This window comes from Maribacter sp. PR66 (genome assembly GCF_028464205.1).
Taxonomy (GTDB): domain Bacteria; phylum Bacteroidota; class Bacteroidia; order Flavobacteriales; family Flavobacteriaceae; genus Maribacter; species Maribacter flavus.
On sequence record NZ_JAQPCH010000009.1, the window covers coordinates 133,844 to 152,595 of the forward strand.

At 39.6% G+C, this 18,752-nt stretch carries 20 protein-coding genes and 1 tRNA gene; 10 read left to right on the forward strand and 11 right to left on the reverse strand.

What is annotated here, in order from left to right:
• Window positions 1–229: 229 nt before the first annotated feature.
• The 3 genes from PP181_RS15025 to PP181_RS15035 all read right to left on the reverse strand — a co-directional run bounded on the left by PP181_RS15025 (window position 230) and on the right by PP181_RS15035 (window position 1,747).
• Window positions 230–403 (reverse strand): tyrosine-type recombinase/integrase, encoded by a 174-nt coding sequence (locus PP181_RS15025; protein WP_138257688.1) that lies wholly within the window; start codon window positions 401–403, stop codon window positions 230–232.
• A 309-nt stretch (window positions 404–712) separates the two neighbouring features.
• Window positions 713–886 carry a hypothetical protein gene (locus PP181_RS15030; RefSeq protein WP_272637693.1) on the reverse strand — a complete coding sequence of 58 codons (174 nt, stop codon included), beginning with the start codon at window positions 884–886 and terminating at the stop codon, window positions 713–715.
• 788 nt (window positions 887–1,674) lie between these two features.
• A tRNA-Lys gene (locus PP181_RS15035) sits at window positions 1,675–1,747 on the reverse strand.
• Window positions 1,748–1,885: 138 nt separating this feature from the next.
• Between PP181_RS15035 and PP181_RS15040 the strand changes: the two genes are divergently transcribed.
• Window positions 1,886–2,401 (forward strand): shikimate kinase, encoded by a 516-nt coding sequence (locus PP181_RS15040; protein ID WP_272637694.1) that lies wholly within the window; start codon window positions 1,886–1,888, stop codon window positions 2,399–2,401.
• Here PP181_RS15040 and PP181_RS15045 read toward each other — a convergent pair.
• Together PP181_RS15045 and PP181_RS15050 are read right to left on the reverse strand one after the other, a co-directional pair.
• Entirely contained in the window at window positions 2,393–2,890 is a 498-nt protein-coding gene (locus PP181_RS15045; RefSeq protein ID WP_272637695.1) for a phosphoribosyltransferase domain-containing protein, read from the reverse strand. The genes PP181_RS15040 and PP181_RS15045 overlap by 9 nt on opposite strands.
• A 443-nt stretch (window positions 2,891–3,333) precedes the next feature.
• Complete coding sequence (locus PP181_RS15050) at window positions 3,334–3,717, reverse strand: RNA-binding S4 domain-containing protein (protein ID WP_272637696.1); 384 nt, start codon at window positions 3,715–3,717, stop codon at window positions 3,334–3,336.
• A 76-nt stretch (window positions 3,718–3,793) separates the two neighbouring features.
• On the opposite strand from PP181_RS15050, the gene PP181_RS15055 reads away from it, so the two are divergent.
• On the forward strand, window positions 3,794–4,747 hold the full coding sequence (locus tag PP181_RS15055; RefSeq protein WP_272637697.1) for an FKBP-type peptidyl-prolyl cis-trans isomerase: 954 nt from the start codon (window positions 3,794–3,796) through the stop codon (window positions 4,745–4,747).
• Between the two features lie 75 nt (window positions 4,748–4,822).
• On the opposite strand, the gene PP181_RS15060 is transcribed toward PP181_RS15055, so the two are convergent.
• Window positions 4,823–5,410, reverse strand: coding sequence for an outer membrane beta-barrel protein (locus PP181_RS15060; protein WP_272637698.1), 588 nt, complete (start codon window positions 5,408–5,410; stop codon window positions 4,823–4,825).
• A 237-nt stretch (window positions 5,411–5,647) separates the two neighbouring features.
• Between PP181_RS15060 and tgt the strand changes: the two genes are divergently transcribed.
• The 6 genes from tgt to PP181_RS15090 all read left to right on the forward strand — a co-directional run bounded on the left by tgt (window position 5,648) and on the right by PP181_RS15090 (window position 12,948).
• On the forward strand, window positions 5,648–6,778 hold the full coding sequence (gene tgt / locus PP181_RS15065; RefSeq protein WP_272637699.1) for a tRNA guanosine(34) transglycosylase Tgt: 1,131 nt from the start codon (window positions 5,648–5,650) through the stop codon (window positions 6,776–6,778).
• Entirely contained in the window at window positions 6,778–7,860 is a 1,083-nt protein-coding gene (locus tag PP181_RS15070; protein WP_272637701.1) for an LptF/LptG family permease, read from the forward strand. Before tgt ends, PP181_RS15070 begins: the two co-directional genes overlap by 1 nt.
• On the forward strand, window positions 7,847–8,803 hold the full coding sequence (locus tag PP181_RS15075) for a DMT family transporter (protein WP_272637702.1): 957 nt from the start codon (window positions 7,847–7,849) through the stop codon (window positions 8,801–8,803). The genes PP181_RS15070 and PP181_RS15075 overlap by 14 nt, the downstream gene beginning before the upstream one ends.
• 89 nt (window positions 8,804–8,892) lie before the next feature.
• Window positions 8,893–9,846, forward strand: coding sequence for an acetyl-CoA carboxylase carboxyltransferase subunit alpha (locus PP181_RS15080; RefSeq protein ID WP_138257698.1), 954 nt, complete (start codon window positions 8,893–8,895; stop codon window positions 9,844–9,846).
• 166 nt (window positions 9,847–10,012) lie between these two features.
• Window positions 10,013–11,563, forward strand: a complete 1,551-nt coding sequence (gene dnaB / locus PP181_RS15085) for a replicative DNA helicase (RefSeq protein ID WP_138257699.1) — start codon at window positions 10,013–10,015, stop codon at window positions 11,561–11,563.
• Between the two features lie 122 nt (window positions 11,564–11,685).
• Window positions 11,686–12,948, forward strand: a complete 1,263-nt coding sequence (locus PP181_RS15090; protein ID WP_154916618.1) for an asparagine synthetase B — start codon at window positions 11,686–11,688, stop codon at window positions 12,946–12,948.
• A gap of 219 nt (window positions 12,949–13,167) precedes the next feature.
• On the opposite strand, the gene PP181_RS15095 is transcribed toward PP181_RS15090, so the two are convergent.
• Entirely contained in the window at window positions 13,168–13,983 is an 816-nt protein-coding gene (locus tag PP181_RS15095) for an HAD family hydrolase (protein WP_272637704.1), read from the reverse strand.
• Between the two features lie 88 nt (window positions 13,984–14,071).
• Between PP181_RS15095 and PP181_RS15100 the strand changes: the two genes are divergently transcribed.
• Window positions 14,072–14,494, forward strand: a complete 423-nt coding sequence (locus PP181_RS15100; protein ID WP_138257702.1) for a secondary thiamine-phosphate synthase enzyme YjbQ — start codon at window positions 14,072–14,074, stop codon at window positions 14,492–14,494.
• Window positions 14,495–14,521: 27 nt separating this feature from the next.
• On the forward strand, window positions 14,522–14,791 hold the full coding sequence (locus PP181_RS15105; RefSeq protein WP_138257703.1) for an EF-hand domain-containing protein: 270 nt from the start codon (window positions 14,522–14,524) through the stop codon (window positions 14,789–14,791).
• Between the two features lie 65 nt (window positions 14,792–14,856).
• Here the strand turns inward: PP181_RS15105 and rplT are convergent, their stop codons facing one another.
• From rplT to thrS, 4 genes are all read right to left on the reverse strand, one after another.
• Window positions 14,857–15,201 carry a 50S ribosomal protein L20 gene (rplT, locus tag PP181_RS15110; protein ID WP_272637705.1) on the reverse strand — a complete coding sequence of 115 codons (345 nt, stop codon included), beginning with the start codon at window positions 15,199–15,201 and terminating at the stop codon, window positions 14,857–14,859.
• Between the two features lie 144 nt (window positions 15,202–15,345).
• Complete coding sequence (rpmI, locus tag PP181_RS15115; RefSeq protein ID WP_099543236.1) at window positions 15,346–15,543, reverse strand: 50S ribosomal protein L35; 198 nt, start codon at window positions 15,541–15,543, stop codon at window positions 15,346–15,348.
• 156 nt (window positions 15,544–15,699) lie between these two features.
• Window positions 15,700–16,254, reverse strand: coding sequence for a translation initiation factor IF-3 (gene infC, locus PP181_RS15120; protein WP_419776392.1), 555 nt, complete (start codon window positions 16,252–16,254; stop codon window positions 15,700–15,702).
• A 24-nt stretch (window positions 16,255–16,278) separates the two neighbouring features.
• Window positions 16,279–18,225, reverse strand: coding sequence for a threonine--tRNA ligase (gene thrS, locus PP181_RS15125; protein WP_272637706.1), 1,947 nt, complete (start codon window positions 18,223–18,225; stop codon window positions 16,279–16,281).
• Window positions 18,226–18,752 lie beyond the last annotated feature (527 nt).

Genomic DNA, 18,752 nt, shown 5'->3' on the forward strand with positions numbered 1-18,752 from the left:
CTATATGTGGGACGACTTTCAGTATTGTCATCACTTTTCACAAAATATTAGAATCATTACGGAAACTTATTAATTAGAGCTCTTCGTAAATATTATAATTAATATTTTTAAAAAATTATAGCAACTTTTTTAACAAGAACGAAGTTCATATACAGGTCTGTTTTTGAACAATAATATAAGAGTAATCACTCTGAATGCTTTGCTGTTGAAATTTTTGGAAAGCTTCCAATTATTTATCCAGCTTTTGCTTAAGTACCACCATATCTTCGCTATTTTTCTTATTCATTACCCTAGCATATATTTGGGTAGTTGCCATTTTGGTATGGCCAAGGAGTTTTGAAACCGTTTCTATGGGAACACCGTTGGATAAGGTGACCGTTGTAGTGAAAGTATGCCTTGCCATGTGAAATGTCAGTTTTTTTTAAAGCCGCAGAGATCGGCAATATCCGTTAGGTAACTGTTCATTTTCTGGTTCGTTATCTTGGGCAACAATTTACAGTTAAATTTTGTTCGAGGATGATTTTCGTATTTTAATGATTTGTTCAGCATTGGTAATAATTTGAATTTAAAGGGCTACCTGTTTTATTTCTATTTGCCTTTTTACATTGACCACCATCAACTCCAGGCACAATACAATTTTCGTTAAGTCCATAATTTCCCCATAGGATATATCCGCATAGCAATTAAGAATAAGCAAGTCCTATAATGTAGATTACCTTTCCATGGAGGTGGTAAGTTCGATGATGCTTTGGAGTTCGTCCAATGTGAGATATTCCCGTTCTCTTTTTTCCAATTTAGGTTTAAATTTAAAGAAGGGGTCCCGTTCTATCCATTCCATATGAAATGCTAGCGTAATAATTCTCCTAAGGCGCTGAATATGTTTCATTACAGCATTGTTGCCAATATTACCTTGGTAATGAACAGGTCAATAGGAACGCAAGAAGCTTTCTAGTCCCAAAATAAATTTATAGTCCAAATCTTGAAGAAATATATCATCTTTTTGATACTCATTTGATACCTAATCAAAATGTATTTTTGACTGGCTTTATAATGGTACAAAGTCTTAGGGGCCAATTTTACACCCATTTTTTCATTATGGTAATTGAATATGTCCTTTAATGAGTGGTCTTTCTTGTCCTCTCCTAAATATCTGGCCTTCACAAGTTGTTGGGTGGCGATTTTGGATTCTGATTTCATGTCTCGAAAACATTGAAGGATTTCCGACTTCACTTCATCTAGATGTAAGTTGATGGTTCGGGCTTGTGTACTGTTACCTTTTACTCGCTGCCGTTTTGAATCCCAAGTTGAGATATCGACTTTTTAGTTGATGCTCAGATTGGTCTTTTTTCCGTTTACGGTAATTCGGACATAAATGTTCGATAAATTGTTTTTGTCTGCTCTTTGGCTTTAGACCCAAAAGAGTACTGAAAATGTTGTAGAAGATCGCATAGTTTTCGTCTTAATCGTTAAACAATAATTGAGACGAAAGTCAAATCAACAATGCTGGTATTTTTTGTTTCCAGATGTCAATATACAACAGTGTTGACGATTATGTTGACGATTTGTGAACTTTTAAAACCATATAATAACACATTGTATGAAGCGCAAAAAACAAAAAAACCTTGATAATCATTAGATTAGCAAGGTTTTGGTCTCGGATGTTATCCGTTTCAGTGACCTGGCTGGGATTCGAACCCAGGACCCTTTCATTAAAAGTGAAATGCTCTACCAACTGAGCTACCAGGTCAAAATGTAACTGCAAAGATTTCCCTTTTGCGGGTGCAAATATAAGGCCTATTATTTATTTACCAAGTCCAAATGTGCATAAATTTATTTTTTTTTGAAATCGGCTTAATTTGACGGATTTTTACAAAAAATAGCACTAGTGAAAATCATATTGATCGGTTACATGGGGAGTGGAAAGACCACCATTGGCAAAGCCTTATCCAAACAGTTGAATGTTAAATTTTTAGACCTGGACGATTATATTGAAGCCGCGGAAAAGTCGTCGATCAATGAGATTTTTAAAAACAAGGGGGAAGTCTATTTCAGAAAAAAGGAAACTGAATATCTGAAGGAGGTTTTGAATCGCAAAGAGAATGTTGTACTATCCGTTGGAGGGGGAACACCGTGTTTTGGTGACAATATAGGGTTGATAAACGAGGCAACACCAAACTCGATTTACATTAAAACCGATTTAAATGTTTTATGTGACCGACTTATGAAGGAAAGGGATGAGAGACCCCTAATAGCCGATATTGCTCCTGAAGAATTTCAGGAATTCATTGCAAAACACCTGTTCGAGCGTAGTTTTTTTTATAATCAAGCGCATCATAAAATCGGCAACCAATATAAATCGGTTGAAGACGTGGTACTCCAAATACGGAAGTTACTAGTCTAAATAAACCCTATTTTTTTTAGGTTCGAAGAGCACGTTTACGTGCTCCTGTAGCGATGTGGAAAGGGATATACCTTTGTAATCTGCCTTGACCGGATATTTTTTATGGTTTCTATTGACCAAAACAGCAGTCTTCAATTGTTTGAGCGGCGTTTTTAGAAAATGGTGTACTCCGTAGATCAAGGTAGTCCCCGAATTTAAAACATCGTCCACCAGTACAACCGATTTGTTTGCATATGCTTCCTCGGCTAAAGAGGTGGATACACCGCTTGTTAAAGGGTCTTTTTTATCCATATGAACTGTGCAGAGGATAATTTCCGCTTCCGTTATTTTCTTTAACACGGACATGATTTTCTTGGCGAAAAGGAGTCCGCCACCCTGTATTCCTGCCACAACAATTTCCTTTTCGGAAACGTTGGCCTCATAAATTTGATAGGCGATTCGTTCTATTTTATGCTGGATCTGTTGATGGGTCAATATTTGTTGCTGCATGGCCATTCAATTCTAAGAGATAAATATAGGGGTTAATTTGGTTGTTTGTTATTGGTTGTTCGTTGTTGGTTGTTCGTTTTTGATTGTCGGCAATTAGCAATTAGCAGAAAAACACTTTTCATTTTTCACACTTAACTTTTCATTTTTCGCCAAGCGCTATTCGCAAAACGCTACACGCAATTCATATTGGAATTTGAATTTTGAGCTAAAAGCTATAATCCAGAAGTTGACAGCTATTCACTTTTCATTTTTCATTTTCCGCTAAGAGCTATTCGCAAAACGCTAGACGCAAATCATATTGGAATTTGAATTTTGAGCTAAAAGCTATAATCCAGAAGCTGACAGCTATTCACTTTTCACTCTTAATTCTTCACTCTTCACTCTGAACTTTGCATTCCGCACTATTTGTTCAAGGTCACTTTTCGCTTTTCATTTTAAATTTTTCACTCATCAATTTCTTCATTGGTGTCCAAATAATCATCGATTTCCCTACGGTCTTTTTTAGTAGGTCTTCCCGTTCCCTTTTTACGATAATAGTCCTTGGAATACTGTAAAAGATCTTGGTGTTCAAAGGCTTCTTTAGGGGTGGTGTCCTTTCGGTAGATATCCACCAATTTAGCGCCCACCCTGCTTTCCGGGATATCCAAAACCGTAAGTTGGTAATCGATTTGGTTTTTGCGAACGACAATTTTATCCATTGGAAAAACTTCCCTTCCCGGTTTCACCGTTTGGTCGTTGATTTTAACATGACCTTTTTTACAGGCATTGGTAGCAATATTCCTGGTTTTAAAATATCGGGTACTCCAAAGGTATTTATCAATACGCATGGCAAACTAAATTCTTTGTTAAGGTTTTCCACAAAAATAGGGGAAAATTGTATCTTGCGCACTTAAATTATTGTTGATGAGATTGAATAACATAGGGGTATTTTTGCTTGTTTTTTTAATTATTTGGTCTTGTAAAAAAGACGATGATTCACCGGGGACGATAGTGCCTCCACGTTCAATCATAGAAGTTGCCGCCGAGGACGATGCGGAGCTACGTGAATTCTTGAGTACCCACTTTTTTAACTACGAGGATTTTCAAGATCCACTTGAAGGCTTTGATTTTAAGATACAATTTGACACAATTGCAGGGGAGAATGAAGACAAAACCTCTATTTTGAATAGTGGCTCTCTTCCCGGTATAGAGTTCGGCATGGAAAAGATTACTGTGGCATCTGCAGGTTTTGGTGTAAGTGATGAAGAAGTTGCTGAACATACTTTTTATTATCTTATTGCAAGACAAGGAACTTCAGAAAATACCCCTACTATTGGTGATAACGTAGTATTGAGGTACGAAGGATCTCTCTTGGATGGTACCTTGTTTGATGCTTCCAGTAATCAGCCAATTACATTCAATCTATCTGGGGTGGTACAAGGATTTGGTAACGGTGTAGAATATTTTAAATCCGGAACAGATTTGATTGTGAATGGAGATGGCACGGTATCATATTCGGATTATGGTATCGGAGCTATTTTTATCCCATCGGGGTTGGCCTATTTTAATCGTGGTTCTGGTTCATCAATACCAGCTTACGCACCATTGATTTTCAAAGTGGACATTTTTACATTCGAAGAAGATACCGATTTTGACGGGGACGGTATCCCCTCTATTTTGGAGGATATAGATGGAGATGGTAATCTTAACAACGATAATACGGATGGTGATCCATTGGCCAATCACAATGATACGGATGATGATGGAGATGGAATACCTACCAGAGAAGAAATTATATTAGATGATGAAGGGAATTTTGTGGGCTTTAAGGATAGCGATGGGGATGGTACTCCGGACCACTTGGATAGGGATTCTTAAATGATGCAACTTATTTGCAAGAATAAAAAAAGGCTTGCAGTACCCTGGAAGCCTTTTTTATGGGAAATATTCCCGCTAGATCTTTAGGGATAAGCTCAAAATAAGCTGGTCCGGTCTGGTGTCGATACGATCATTTATGGAGATACCACCATTCGTATTAATGAAATTCACTTCGTTTTCGCTAAAACCACGCTCATATCTCAAATCGATTCCCAACTTACCCAAGTTGACCCCCGCACCTATATTTAGACCTACGGAAAAATCGTTTTCCACATCGCCTAAAGTGACGCCATCAAAGTCGGTGTCCAAAATATATTGGAATGCTGGTCCGGCAAATAAATTTAGTGGACCAATGACATTAACACCTAAGAGGACGGGTGCATCCAATTTTTTCATTTTAAAATCTCCGTCATCATATCCGGACTTTATACTAGTATAAACCAATTCTGGTCTTACATATATTTTTCCTCCCAATTTCCCGAAGATACCCAAATGGTAGCCCAGGTTTTTATCCGGATTTTCAAAAGCATCCGCTGTAGAATCAAAATAGTTTCCATTTCCTGCGTAGTTTAAACCTCCCTTAATTCCAAATCCAGAACCGCTTTGTGCCATCGCGGTCAGACCGGTCAAAAGCATCACAGTAAGAAAAAGTGTTTTTTTCATAATAGTTTTATTTTATTGAAACATTCGTATCAAGAACAATACCGATCGTTTCCTTTCTCGTTATACCATCAGAACGGAGGGTAAAGTTCTTTTATTGTTTGGCGAAGTTAGGAGAGGTTTGGTTTTTCCGTGGTCGCATCGAGAAGTAAGATTAACTTGATAACTAAAACCTTCTTTGGTTTTTCTTAAGTTTTGGAGCCAAGGAGTTCATTATCTTTGCATCTTTATTTGAGCATATTGAAATTTACACTACACAAAACGGATGTCCAAAGTAAGGCACGGGCAGGTACCTTGGTTACCGATCATGGTACAATCGAAACCCCCATCTTCATGCCTGTGGGTACGGTAGCGTCCGTTAAGGGAGTACATCAGAAGGAGTTGAGGGAGGAGATAAATCCGGATATAATTCTTGGGAATACCTATCACTTGTTCCTAAGACCGAAGATCGATATTCTCCAGAAAGCGGGCGGACTTCACAAATTTATGGGATGGGACCGAAATATATTGACCGATAGCGGGGGCTATCAGGTGTATTCATTATCGGGAAACCGAAAAATAAAGGAAGAAGGGGTAAAGTTCAAATCCCACATAGATGGTTCAATGCACATGTTCACTCCGGAAAACGTAATGGAAATCCAACGGGTCATTGGGGCCGATATCATAATGGCTTTTGACGAGTGCACACCCTATCCCTGTGATTACAATTATGCAAAACGGTCCATGCACATGACCCACAGGTGGTTGGACCGATGTATCGCCCATTTGGAAAAGACCCCCTTTGTCTACGATTATTCCCAGAGCTTTTTCCCCATCGTACAGGGTTCTACCTATAAGGACTTGCGTAGACAATCCGCGGAATATATAGCCAACGCAGGTGCGGAGGGCAATGCCATCGGCGGACTTTCCGTTGGTGAGCCTGCCGAGGAAATGTATGGCATGACCGAAGTGGTCTGTGAAATCCTTCCAGAGGACAAGCCCAGATATCTTATGGGAGTGGGAACGCCCATCAATATTTTGGAAAATATTGCTTTGGGCATTGATATGTTCGATTGTGTGATGCCCACTAGAAATGCCAGAAATGGCATGCTGTTTACGGCCCATGGTACCATCAACATAAAAAACAAAAAGTGGGAGGACGATTTTTCCCCCATAGACGAAATGGGAACTACTTTTGTGGATAGGGAATATTCCAAGGCCTATTTGCGGCATTTGTTCGTGGCCAACGAATATTTGGGAAAACAGATCGCCACGATCCACAATTTAGGATTTTACCTCTGGTTGGTACGCGAGGCTAGAAAGTATATTTTGGAGGGCGATTTTTATAGCTGGAAAAATAATATGGTGAAACAAATGGACAAGAGACTATAGTGCTTTCGATCATAGATAAATACATATTAAAACGATACTTGGCAACCTTCGCCATGATGCTGCTTCTATTCATACCCATTGGCATCATGGTTAATTTGGCGGAACAGATCGGGAAGATGATAGACAATGAGGCGCCGTTGAATGAAATCCTGTTGTATTATCTAAATTTCACCATTTACATAGGCAGTCTACTATTTCCTATTTTCCTATTTTTATCTGTCATTTTTTTTACCTCCAAACTGGCCAATAATACGGAAATCGTTGCCATTCTTAGCTCCGGGGTATCCTATGGCAGGTTCTTACGACCTTATTTGATTGGGGCCACTATCATAGCCATAATCATGTTCTTTATGACCATGTTCATCGTTCCGCAGGCCAGTATCGGGTTCAATGAATTCAAGTTCAAATACTTGAAACGCGGCAAGCAGGATAGGATTACCAACAATATATTTAACCAACTCAACGAAACGGACTTCATTTACGTAAGTAGTTTTGATCCGGCCAGGCAGCTGGGGCATAATTTTACCTATGAAAGGTTCAACGAGGACAATAAGCTGGATTTTAAGATATCGGCAGTGAATATACGTTGGGTGGAAAAGGATAGCAATTATCGGCTGACTTCCTATGTGAAACGGAAAATGGTGGGGGATTCCGCCATCTTGGAGAGCAAACGTCGCTTGGATACCCTATTTACGTTTAAAATCGATGATTTAACTCCGGTTTCCTACGTAGCCGAAACCAAAAACCTCTTTGAACTGGACCAATTTATTGCCGACCAGAAAAGAAAGGGAGCTTCCAATATCAACACCTATATTTTGGTCAAATACAAACGATGGGCCTTGCCGTTGACGGCGTTTATTCTCACCATCATTGCGGTAGCCGTTTCTTCTGTAAAAAGAAGGGGAGGCATGGGGGTAAACTTGGCCTTTGGAATATTGGTCGCCTTTGTGTTCATCTTCTTTGACAAGGTGTTTGGAACCCTTGCGGAGCAGTCCGGCTTCTCGCCCTTATTGGCGGTTATTATTCCCAACGTACTCTTTGGGCTTTTGGCCCTTTATCTGCTGCAAAATGCCAAGAGATAGGATACGCAACCTGCTCCATTTGCACTTCATTGTTTTTATATGGGGATTTACCGCAATTTTGGGGAAATTGATTTCCATTGATTCCCTACCCTTGGTTTGGTACCGAATGCTTTTGGCATCCGTATTTATACTGATATATATAAGGTTGGTTCGCCTTGATTTGAAAGTGGACAAAAAATCCCTAGGTTGGCTGATTTTTGGGGGTGTCGTGGTGGCCTCCCATTGGTTCACCTTTTTTTATGCCATAAAAATTTCAACTGTATCCGTGGCATTGGCCATGATGTCCACGGGGGCCTTTTTTACCGCATTGATGGAACCTTTCATTTTTAATCGAAAAGTGATAGGATATGAAGTGTTTTTTGGGATTTTGGTCATTATCGGGCTTGTATTGATTTTTAGGGTGGAGTCCTCCTATACCTACGGGATGTTGGTCGCATTAAGTTCCGCCTTTTTGGCGGCCGTATTTTCTTTGGTCAACGGAACGTTGGTAAAAAAGCATAGGCCCTCGGTCATTTCCTTCTATGAACTGGGTATAGGGGTTTTGTTCCTTTCCATTATTTTGGGTGTTAAAGGAAGTTATTCCTCGGATTTCTTTTATTTAAGTCCAATGGATTGGGTGTATCTTTTCGTTTTGGCATTGATATGTACGGCCTACGCTTTTATTGCCTCCATTAAGATTATGCGGGTTTTGACACCGTACACCGTAATGTTGACTACCAACTTGGAACCTGTTTATGGAATCTTATTGGCATGGTTCATTTTTGGTTCGGAAGAAAAAATGAATCCCTTTTTTTATCTAGGGGCGTTGCTTATTTTAAGCACGGTCATCCTAAACGGGATTTTAAAAAATAAGGCAAGCATTAAGAAACTCGCCTCGGAAAAATCGAGGAAGAGCGTACTTAAAACAAAAGTTGGAAGAAGGGGTACGTCGGCAGGCCAATAAATCGCAACCATTGCGTAAGTGACAGTGGCCAGATTACCTTTTAAAGTTTTATCTTTGCCTACGCAACTAACGAAATCTTATTGAAAACTATGGAGTATTTGGATTTTGAACTTCCAATCAAGGAGCTGGAAGAGCAATTGGACAAGTGTATGATCATTGGTGAGGAAAGCGATGTGGATGTATCCGAAACCTGTAAACAGATTGAGAAGAAATTAGACGAAACCAGAAAGGAAATCTACAAAAACCTCACTCCCTGGCAACGCGTTCAATTATCGAGACATCCAAATAGACCTTATACTTTAGACTATATACGGGCCATTTGCGGCGACACCTTCCTTGAACTGCACGGAGATCGTAATGTAAAGGACGATAAGGCCATGATAGGCGGATTAGGTAAAATTGGTGATCAGAGCTACATGTTCATCGGGCAACAAAAAGGCTATAATACCAAGACAAGACAATACAGAAACTTTGGTATGGCCAATCCGGAAGGGTACAGAAAAGCCTTGCGATTGATGAAGTCTGCAGAAAAATTCGGCATACCCGTAGTTACCTTGATAGATACTCCAGGAGCGTATCCCGGTATTGAGGCCGAGGAACGGGGGCAAGGAGAGGCGATAGCTAGGAATATTTTGGAAATGACCCGGTTGCAGGTTCCCATCATCGTTGCAATCATAGGAGAAGGAGCTTCGGGCGGAGCCTTGGGAATCGGAGTAGGAGACAAGGTTTTGATGTTGGAGAACACCTGGTACTCTGTAATATCCCCAGAATCGTGTTCTTCCATTCTTTGGAGAAGTTGGGAATACAAGGAAAGGGCAGCTGAGGCCTTGAAGTTGACCGCTAGCGATATGAAGAAATTGAAATTGATAGATGAAATTGTAAAGGAACCCGCTGGGGGCGCGCATACCAACAGGGAAAAGACTTTTGAAATCCTGAAGAATAAAATTGCCTCCCATTATGAGGAACTACAAAAGTTATCACCAAAGGAATTGGTGAAACAACGGATGGAAAAATATGCGAACATGGGTGTTTTTAATGGATAAACGACCATTTTAACAGCGTAGCATTAAACCGAAGAATTTCATCTTCGGTTTTTTTATGTTATCAACATAAAATTGTATTTTATTAACAGGCAAATGTTAGTTAACTGTGAACATTGGTTTTGCCTCAATTAAAGTTAACTAAAGGTTAATTGTATATTTTCGCACTATGGAGAACACACAACCTTTTGTTGGTCGTAAGATTGACAAATCTACGATTATTAGCCTCGAAAGAGGAAAAATACCACCACAAGCAGTTGATTTAGAGGAAGTTGTGCTTGGTGCAATGATGATTGACAAAAAAGGGGTCGATGAAGTTATTGACATCCTTCACCCAGATGTGTTCTATAAGGATGCCCACAGATTTATTTACGAGGCCATCTTCGTTTTGTTCGAGGAATCCCAACCTGTGGATTTATTAACCGTTTCGGCACAATTGAAGAAGGCCGGTAAATTGGAGGCCGTTGGAGGTGATTTTTACCTGATCAAATTGACCCAAAAGGTAGCATCATCGGCGCATATTGAATTCCATGCCCGTATCATTCTTCAAAAATATATTCAGCGTAGCCTCATTAAAATTTCCAACGAAATTATTGAGGATGCCTACGATGAAAGTACGGACGTTTTTGACCTTCTTGATAATGCCGAAGCGAAATTGTACGACGTTACCCAAGGGAATTTAAAGCGATCGGCAGAAACCGCCCAGAATTTGGTAATCCAGGCCAAGAAGAAAATCGAGGAAATTGCCAATAGGGAAGGTTTGAGCGGAATTCCTTCAGGTTTTGATAAGTTGGACAAATTGACTTCCGGTTGGCAGCCCAGTGATTTGATCATAGTAGCGGCACGACCTGGTATGGGTAAAACGGCATTGACTTTGTCCATGGCCCGGAATATGGCGGTCAATTCCAATACGCCAGTAGCTTTTTTCTCCTTGGAAATGTCATCGGTACAGTTGATTACGAGGTTGATTTCCTCTGAGACGGGGTTGTCCTCTGAAAAGTTAAGGACCGGAAAATTGGAAAAGCATGAATGGGAGCAATTGAACGTAAAGGTAAAAACATTGGAAAAAGCGCCATTGTTCATTGATGACACCCCTTCATTGTCCATTTTTGACCTGCGCGCAAAAGCAAGGCGTTTGGCTTCTCAGCATGGCATTAAGATGATCATGATAGATTATTTGCAATTGATGACCGCTGGAGGTAGTCAAAAAGGGGGTAACAGGGAGCAGGAAATTTCAACGATTTCGAGGAACCTAAAGGCCTTGGCAAAGGAACTGAATGTTCCCGTGATTGCACTTTCACAGCTTTCCAGGGCCGTTGAGACCAGGGGAGGTAGTAAGCGACCTATTCTTTCAGATTTGAGGGAATCAGGTGCTATTGAGCAAGATGCGGATATCGTTTCCTTTATATACCGACCTGAATATTATAAAATAGAGGAGTGGGACGATGAGGAACGCACCCCAACCCAAGGCCAAGCAGAATTCATTGTGGCCAAGCACAGGAACGGAGGGCTGGACAACATCAGGCTTAAATTTATTGGTAGCCAAGGTAAGTTCGATAATTTGGACGATTTCGATTCGCCCTTCGAGTTCCAGTCCAAAATGAACGATAATGAGGAGAACCCTTTCACTACAAAGAACCTTCCAAGTGCGGACGATGCCTTTGGTAGTTCCATGAATCAAGGAACGGGTATAGATGATGATGACGATGTGCCATTTTAAAGTTCAGGGTACTAAAAGGTATCTGTCCAAACACTTTATTTTTAAAATCTTTAACGCTCCTGAAAACTTAGGAGCGTTTTTTTTCGTTTATTTTTGAGAGAAGGCCAATTGAATTATGAGGTATGCATAGAATTTTTCTTTTACTGGTTTTATTTTTAATCACTCATCTTGGGTATGCCTCTTCCATTTTGATACCCATGGATGCGGACACCCAAAAGAACCATTTAAAAGCCTATGGAATAACGTATTGGGTACTTTCCAAGCAGCAAAAAGTGCAATGGTTGCTCAATTATAGGGGCGGCTCCTTTTTGTTGCCCGATGGTGAGCTTATACGCAAGGAGTGCCAGATTAGGGGCGTTTCTTTTGAAATACTTTCGGATGATCAGGCAAATTCCATTCTGGATGAAATAAGCAGTCCTTCCAAAAATCAGGATGCCGTAATATTGGAAAAAGCTCCCAAAATTGCGGTGTATTCTCCCAAAGAGAACCAGCCTTGGGACGATGCGGTTACCATGGCCCTTACCTATGCGGAAATACCCTACGTAACCGTATATGATGAAGAGGTTTTGGACGATAAGCTCGCCTTATACGATTGGCTGCATTTGCATCATGAGGATTTCACAGGGCAATATGGTAAATTCTATGGTGCCTACAGGGCTACCCCGTGGTATATTGAAGGTAAGAAGGAGGCGGAGAAGTTGGCCCGTAAATTGGGATTTGATAAGGTTTCCGATGAAAAGTTGGCAGTTGCCCTTAAAATTAGGAATTACGTAATTGGTGGAGGTTTTATGTTCGCCATGTGCTCCGCAACTGATAGTTTTGACATCGCCCTTGCAGCCGATGGTGTGGATATTTGTGAGCCTATGTTCGATGGCGATCCATCGGATCCTAATTATCAGGCGAGTTTGGATTTTGATAAGACTTTCGCCTTTACGGACTTTACCTTGGAAAGAAGTCCGGTTAAATATGAGTTTTCGTCCATTGATATGACCTCAAAAAGGGGGAATGTTCCCAAGGAGCAGGACTACTTTTCCTTGATGGATTTTTCCGCCAAATGGGATGCCGTACCTACTATGCTATGTCAGAACCATACTTCCTTGGTAAAGGGTTTCATGGGCCAGACCACCGCCTTTAATCGGTCTGAAATCAAACCAACGGTCCTGGTACTTGGGGAGAACAAGTTGAACGGGGAGGCCCGCTACATCCATGGCATTAAAGGAAAAGGTTTTTTTACGTTTTACGGGGGTCATGACCCGGAGGATTACCAGCATAGGGTAGGGGACCCAAAAACGGAACTGGAGCTACATCCAACCTCACCGGGTTATCGATTGATTTTGAACAATGTCCTCTTCCCCGCTGCACGAAAGAAAAAGCAGAAAACCTGATAAGTTCAAATACAAGCTCAAATACAAATACAAGTTTAAGTGCAAAATGAAACACAGTAAGAACCAGTAATTCATGCTGAGCAGGCGAAATATATAGTACTGGGCTGCTCGTCGGTTTCGAACAACGATTAGCGAGCAACGAAAAGTGATTATCAAGCAAGCACTAAACCACTATTTCGCTAACACACTAATTCACCCTTTCACTTTTCCGTGCAGCTCCTAATGCATTTCCCTGCACCTTTCTGTGAGTAACTGTTCCAAAACAATTTCCACCCCCATTTCATCATTACTGCGAGTGCTATATTTAGCGGCCTTTTTTACATTGGGATGGGCATTTTCCATAGCAAAACTAAATTCAGAAAGCGCCAACATTTCCAAATCATTGTTGTAGTCGCCAAACACCATAATTTCGTCCGGTTTTATGCTGTAACGTTCCATCACATTTTCAAGGGCGAAACCCTTGTGGGCTTTTGGACTCGATATATCCACCCAATTTTCCCCGGATATTTTCACTTTCAGTATATCCTCAAAATGCTTTACATGTGGATAAATATGTTGTTCTGAACTCTCAAAATGATAGATAGCGATTTTTATGATTTCCGAGTCAACAATTGTCAGCTCTTCCAAGATATCGAACTCGGTATAATATTCCTTTAGTTTTTGTACAAAGGCATCGGATTCCCCGGAAATGTAGGCCATATGCTTTCCACAAAGTACGGGATGCGTATTGGGAACTTCTTTAAGCGTTTTAAGGACTTCCAAGATATAATCGCTATTCAAAGGAGTAGAAATTATTTCTCTTTCCTTTTGTTTGGCAAAACCGCCATTCTCGGCAATGATAATGATATCGTCCTTAATGGGATAAAGCTTCTCCACGATGCTGTTGTATTGTCGGCCACTGGCGGCAACAAAAAGAATCCCTTTGGATCTTAATCCTTCAAATAGTTTGAAAAATCGATTGCTTACCTGGTGATTGGAATTCAATAGGGTTCCGTCCATATCGGTAACCACCATCCGTATCTTAGATAAATCCATAATTTTTAGTAAGGAACAAAGATATTTCAATGATATCTATTTAATGGACAAAGTGTAAAGTTTTACCTTTATTTAATAAGAATTTAGCATGCATTGGTTTCAGAAGGAGTTCAAATTACCCTCCTATCCTAGAGGGTTTCATTTAATTACGGATTTGGTATTGGATAATTGTCCCGAAATACAAAATATTGAGAAAGGATTGTGCCATATTTTTATAAAACATACCTCCGCAAGCTTGACGATTAACGAGAACGCCGACCCAACTGTAAGGACCGATTTTGAAAGTCATTTGAATAAAATAGTGCCCGAAAATGCACCATATTACATACATACCTATGAAGGTCCCGATGATATGCCGGCCCATATTAAAGCTTCCTTGATGGGGGCATCTGTACAAGTTCCCATTTCAAACGGGCGTTTAAATCTGGGAATTTGGCAGGGGATATACCTTTGTGAGCATAGGAACCGTGCTTTGGGTAGAAAGTTGGTCGTCACCATTTTTGGGATATAAATACAAATTCTTAAAAAATAAAATAGTATGACCACCGAAGAATCAATTTTAAATAAAATCCAGATTTTAATAACCAACCATTTCGAGACACCTCAGAAGGCTTTTGAATTTTTTGATACTGATAGTGATGGAAAACTTACCAAAGGAGAGATTGTCCAATTATTAAAGGATGCAGAGATAAGTGGTTTTTTAAGGGGTATCGTATCAACCAAACTAATAGAAGGATACGATAAAAATGGGGATGATCTTATAGATTGGGAAGAATTTAAGGCTGCCATTGCCAAGATTAAACCTTGATATCTAAAATGAAAAAATCCGACCCTTTTGGAGGTCGGATTTTCTTAAGTGAGATTTGTTTTGACTTATTTTACCTGCTCTACAATTGCTTTAAAGGCATCTGGGTTATTCATTGCCAAATCGGCTAGAACTTTTCTATTGAGCTCTATGCCATTGGCTTTGATTTTTCCCATGAATTGAGAATAGGACATTCCATGCTGTCTGGCACCGGCATTGATACGGGTAATCCACAAAGAACGGAATGTTCTTTTTTTGTTTTTACGGTCTCTGTAAGCATATAACATTGCTTTTTCAACCGCATTTTTGGCTACTGTCCAAACATTTTTACGTCTTCCAAAGTAACCTTTGGCTTGCTTCATAACCTTTTTTCTTCTGGCTCTGGAAGCGACTGCATTTACTGATCTTGGCATTTCTTCTTGTTTTTTTGTAGTAGGCGATTAAATAGTTATCCGTAGTATGTCAAGGTTTTTCTAGAGGCTCTTAACTTTTAACTTTAACTTTTAACTCTTTTTGATTGGCCTAACTCCATGGTTAATAATTCTACCTTTGAACTTTTACTTTAGTCGTAATTGTTCTTTAATACTGTTGACATCATTTGGGTGTACCAATGTGTCATGTGTCAACGCGAGCTTACGTTTTTTAGATTTCTTCGTAAGAATATGGCTCTTAAACGCATGCTTTCTTTTAATTTTACCGGTACCCGTAAGCTTGAAACGCTTTTTGGCACTGGATTTTGTTTTTTGTTTAGGCATTTTCTCCTATTTATTTAATTAATCTCACTTACTACGCTCCATTTGTAAAACCCTGAGCGGAGCAGAAGGGTCACTTTCATGTCAAACGCTACCAGTTTTATAACTAATAGCGTTTCTTATTATAATGCATCGTTTTTTCTAAAAGAACGATACTCCTTATTTCTTTGTTTTTGGAGCGATGAACATTGTCATTCGCTTACCTTCCAATTTTGGCATCTGTTCCACTTTTCCAAACTCTTCCAACTCGGAAGCTAATTTTAAGAGTAGAATTTCACCTTGGTCCTTATAAACTATGGAACGGCCTTTAAAAAAAACATAGGCTTTCAATTTTGCTCCATCTTTCAGGAATTTTTCCGCATGTTTCTTTTTAAACTCGTAGTCATGGTCATCCGTATTTGGACCAAACCTTATTTCCTTTACAACAACTTTTGAGGCTTTGGCCTTCATGGCCTTCTCTCTTTTTTTCTGTTCGTAAAGGAATTTTTTATAATCGATTATCTTACAAACAGGTGAATCCGCCTTGGGTGAAATTTCAACTAAATCCAATTCGAGTTCTTTAGAAATGTCCAAAGCTTTTCTTATCGGATATACACCAACTTCTACATTATCACCAACTAATCTTACTTCTGGAGCAAGAATTTTTTCATTAATATTATGAGGGTTTTTATTTTCCCTTCTTGGTTGAGGCCTGAATCTTTTACGTATTGCTATGACTTATTCTTTTTTAATTAAACATTACTCTTTAAACGACTTTAAGGTACTATTTATTTCTGTAGATACCAAGTCACAAAAATTTTCGATAGAAATAGCTCCTAAATCCTCGCCTCCGTGCCTTCTAACGGAAACCGTAGTGGAGCTTTCATCGTTTTCGCCAACGATAAGCATAAATGGAATCTTTTTCATTTCTGCCTCACGTATCTTTTTGCCAACAGTTTCGTTTCTGTTGTCAATAAGGGCGCGAATTTCGTTAATTTCTAGCGATTTTAAAACTTTTTCAGCATATTTTTCGTGTTTCTCGCTTACAGGCAATACAATAGCTTGATCGGGGATTAACCACAACGGAAAATTACCTCCTGTATGTTCCAGCAATAAGGCGATGAATCGCTCCATACTACCAAATGGAGCACGGTGAATCATTACCGGTCTATGCATTTCGTTGTCACTTCCCTTATAGGTTAGCTCAAATCGTTCCGGTAAATTATAATCTACCTGTATCGTGCCCAATTGCCAATGCCTGCCAAGGGCGTCCTTCACCATAAAATCTAATTTTGGACCATAAAAGGCAGCTTCTCCACTTTCAATAACATAGTCGAGTCCCTTTTCCTTGGCGGCGTTTATAATGGCTTGTTCGGCTTTTTCCCAATTCTCTGCGGAGCCTATATATTTTTCGGGATTTTCCAAATCCCTAACGGATACTTGAGCAGTGAAATCCTCAAAACCTAAGGAACCTAACACATATAGTGATAAATCGATTACCTCCTTGAACTCTTGGTCTAGCTGGTCTGGTGTACAAAAAATATGAGCATCATCTTGGGTAAAACCTCGAACTCTTGTAAGTCCGTGCAATTCACCACTTTGCTCATATCTATATACGGTTCCAAATTCCGCATATCTTTTGGGTAATTCTTTGTAGCTAAAAGGACGTGTATTATAAATTTCGCAATGGTGGGGACAGTTCATGGGTTTCAATAGAAACTCTTCGTCCTCCTTGGGAGTGCGTATGGGTTGAAAACTATCTTCGCCATATTTAGCATAATGCCCAGAAGTAACATAAAGTTCCTTTTGACCAATATGCGGGGTAACGACCATTTCATAACCCGCTTTCTTTTGGGCCTTTTTTAGGAATTGTTCGAGTCTCTCCCGAAGTGCTGCACCTTTAGGTAACCATAAAGGAAGTCCTTGGCCAACTTTCTGGGAAAAAGTAAAAAGCTCCAACTCTTTCCCCAATTTTCTATGGTCTCTCTTTTTGGCTTCTTCCAATAGTTCCAAATATTCAGTAAGGTCTTTCTGTTTTGGAAAGGAAATACCATAGACCCTGGTCAACTGGGGCTTGTTTTCGTCACCTCTCCAATAAGCACCCGCTACACTTAATATTTTTATAGCTTTGACTATACCGGTATTGGGGATATGCCCACCACGGCATAAGTCGGTGAAGGTATCATGGTCGCAAAAGGTAATGGAGCCATCTTCCAAGTTTTCAATCAATTCCACCTTATATTCGTTCCCTTGTTCTTTATAGAATTTTAAAGCATCGGATTTTGACACGTCTCTCATTTCAAAATCGTGCTTTCCTCTAGCTATTTCAAGGGCCTTTTGTTCTATTGTTGGAAAGTCTTTTTCGGATATATTGCCTTCGGGCAAATCAACATCGTAATAAAACCCATTTTCTATTGCTGGTCCAATCGTTAGTTTGACTCCAGGATATAATTCCTCCAGAGCTTGGGCCACGATATGCGAAGTAGAGTGCCAGAAAGCCTTTTTACCTTCTTTATCGTTCCAAGTATATAAAGTGAGAGATCCGTTTTTGGTTAAGGGAGTAGAACATTCAACGGTGGTATCATTGAATTTTGCGGAAATTACGTTCCTTGCGAGTCCTTCACTGATGCTTTTTGCCACTTCCATTGGGGTGGCACCCTTTTCAAATTCCTTAATGGAGCCATCTGGCAAGGTAATCTCTATCATAATCTGGTTTTATACGGGCAGCAAAGATAATATGTTGTGGTTATGCCCACAATAGTACTTTATATAATGTTTCAATGCTACTTATCTTCTTTGCAATTTCACTAAAAGTAAGTTAAGAGCAGAGGTTGCACTTCCTTATAGTATATGCCGGCTGTAAACATTCTTGTTTTTTATTGCTTCGAATTGATTTTTTAATTAATTTGAGTTTCCTTTTTTTTAAACTGCACAATTATCTCATTTTAAGATGGTTGATGGTTTAAGGTTGAAAAAGTTTAAAAAAGCTGCAAATTTTTCTTTGTTATTTAAAAAACAGGCTTACATTTGCAGCCCGTTAATCAAGCAGGATTGTTAATGTAAGATTGACGGCTTAAAAGTGCAAACGTTCATTGCTTTTTTGTTTTTACTGATGGTTTGAAAAAAATATTCTTTCTTTTCAAAAAAAAAGTTGTCAGGTAAAAAAACAGTTGTATATTTGCACCCGCTTAGTGAGGCACTGGGCGATGAATGGGTCGGGCGACCGGCACTTT